The 2,093-nt window shown below is 64.2% G+C and carries 3 protein-coding genes; all 3 read right to left on the bottom strand.

Translation table 11 applies throughout. From position 1 onward, the window contains the following. Window positions 1–79: 79 nt before the first annotated feature. The 3 genes from ACW9I6_RS32190 to ACW9I6_RS32180 all read right to left on the bottom strand — a co-directional run bounded on the left by ACW9I6_RS32190 (window position 80) and on the right by ACW9I6_RS32180 (window position 1,982). The gene (locus ACW9I6_RS32190) at window positions 80–484 is read right to left on the bottom strand and encodes an META domain-containing protein (protein WP_004371380.1); all 405 of its coding nucleotides are present in this window, start codon (window positions 482–484) and stop codon (window positions 80–82) included. Next, window positions 481–921, bottom strand: coding sequence for a hypothetical protein (locus ACW9I6_RS32185; RefSeq protein WP_004371378.1), 441 nt, complete (start codon window positions 919–921; stop codon window positions 481–483). The genes ACW9I6_RS32190 and ACW9I6_RS32185 overlap by 4 nt, the downstream gene beginning before the upstream one ends. A gap of 71 nt (window positions 922–992) precedes the next feature. Continuing rightward, entirely contained in the window at window positions 993–1,982 is a 990-nt protein-coding gene (locus tag ACW9I6_RS32180) for a 2-hydroxyacid dehydrogenase (protein ID WP_004371376.1), read from the bottom strand. Between the last annotated feature and the right edge of the window lie 111 nt (window positions 1,983–2,093).

The raw sequence follows: 2,093 nt of genomic DNA, 5'->3' as shown, positions 1-2,093 counted from the left end.
AGTCACCGGATACATCGACTGATCCACCGCTTTCGCGAGCAAGCCCGCTCCCACATTTAGACCTGCTGCGCCTTACAGATCAGCCTTCTTCCAGCCACAACCGCAACGGCTTGCCATCCGCCGGCCAGAAGCGGGTCTGTTCGATCGGCGAAATGTCCCAGCGCTGCACGCCCTGCAGGGCCTGGAAGAAGCGGTGCTCCTGCTCCATCAGCGCTTCGGCGCAGAGTTTGCGGGTGCTGCCGACCTTGCCGAAGCTCAGCTTGTCGCCGTCCAGGGTGTAGGGCGCAAACCAATGGTTGCAGCCACCATTGCCATAGGCCCGGCCATCGGCGCCGAGGGTTACGGTCAGGTGGGCGTAATCCATCAGCGGCCGCTCACCGATCCATTCCACCACGTAGCTGTGATCCTGCTTGAGCTTGACCTCGTCGCTGGCGCAGCCCGCAAGGCCTGCGCCGAGCACGGCCAGCATCAGCAGGGCTTTCATTGCGCGGCCTGCTGGCATTTCGGGCAGCGGTGCTTGTCACCCAGGGTGGCCCAGCCCAACTCGGTAACCCGTGCAGTGGCGGCCGGTTGCAGCGGTTCCTTGGTCAGCTTGGTTTCCACCGCAAATTCAAACTCCAGCACGTTGTCGCAGCTGTCGCAGTTGACCTTCCAGGTGTGAATCTCCAGTTCGCCGAATTTCGGCCCCTGGGCCATGGCGACCCACTGGCCCGCCGGGCGGATGGAGTAGCGCGCATCGCCTTCGACGGTCAGGCGCATCGACAGGGTTTTGCTGCCGCGCAGGGTGACGATCAGAACGTCGCCGTTCTTGATCGAGCCACCGTTGCCGGTGACTTGATAACGGCCCGGCACCAAGGCCCGGCATTCGATCAGGGTGTGTTGCGGGCTCAGCAAGCTGAAGCGGAAATCGTGTTCGGCCATGGATCCTCCAAATAGGCGCGGCATCCTATCATGCGCCGCTACCCATCATGGCGCGGCTATGTGACCGCTGATCATCCTTCGACGAGGTTTTGCGCCTGCCCGCCAGCCCACGCCGCGATGTTGGCCAGGGTGGTGCCGGCAATCGCCCCCAGCGCCTCGCGGGTCAGGAAGGCCTGGTGCGCGGTGATGATCACATTGGGGAAGGTCAGCAGGCGCGCCAATACGTCGTCTTGCAGGGGCAGGTCCGAGCGGTCTTCGAAAAACAGCTGGGCCTCTTCTTCATACACATCCAGCCCCAGATAGCCGAGCTGGCCGTCCTTGAGTGCGTCGATCAGCGCCGGGGTGTCCACCAGGCCGCCGCGCCCGGTGTTGATGAGCATCGCGCCGGGCTGCATATGGGCGAGGCTTTGGGCGTTGATCAGGTGTTTGCTGTCCGCCGTCAGCGGGCAATGCAGGCTGATGACCTGTGACTCGCCCAGCAACTGCGGCAGGCTCACATACCGGGCGCCAAGGGCCTCGACCTGCGGATTGGGGTAGGGGTCGTAGGCCAGCAGCTGGCAGCCGAACCCGGCCATGATCTTGGCGAATGTGGCGCCGATCTGCCCGGTGCCGACCACGCCGACGGTCTTGCCCACCAGGTCGAACCCGGTCAGGCCGTGCAGGCTGAAGTCACCGTCGCGGGTGCGGTTGTAGGCGCGGTGCAGGCGGCGATTGAGGGCCAGGATCAACGCGACCGCATGTTCGGCCACCGCATGGGGCGAGTAGGCCGGCACCCGCACGATGGTCAGGCCCAGGCGCTTGGCGGCGGGCAGGTCGACATGGTTGTAGCCGGCGGAACGCAGGGCGATCAGGCGGGTGCCGCCGCTGGCCAACTGCTCCAGCACCGGAGCGCTGAGGTCATCGTTGATAAAGGCGCAGACCACTTCGTGGTGTTCGGCCAGGGCCACGGTGTCGATGTTCAGCCGGGCCGGCTGGAATTGCAGCTGCATGCCTTCGGGCAGCGGTTGGGCGAGAAAGCTGTCGCGGTCGTAGGTCTGGCTGCTGAAGAGGATGATGCGCATCAAATATTCCTTCTTGATGATGGAAAGCTGATTTTGTGGCGAGGGGGCTTGTCTGTGGTGAGTGAGCCTGCTGTGGTGAGGAAGCTTGCTGGGGTGAGGAGCTTGCTGTGG

The organism is Pseudomonas sp. SDO5522_S412, from assembly GCF_054071215.1.
This window is presented reverse-complemented; position numbering and strand designations above follow the sequence as displayed.

Excerpts from the sequence above, each read along its gene's own strand:
- ACW9I6_RS32190 (WP_004371380.1), bottom strand. The coding sequence starts at position 484 with ATGAAAGCCCTGCTGATGCTGGCCGTGCTCGGCGCAGGCCTTGCGGGC.
- ACW9I6_RS32185 (WP_004371378.1), bottom strand. The coding sequence starts at position 921 with ATGGCCGAACACGATTTCCGCTTCAGCTTGCTGAGCCCGCAACACACC.
- ACW9I6_RS32180 (WP_004371376.1), bottom strand. The coding sequence starts at position 1,982 with ATGCGCATCATCCTCTTCAGCAGCCAGACCTACGACCGCGACAGCTTT.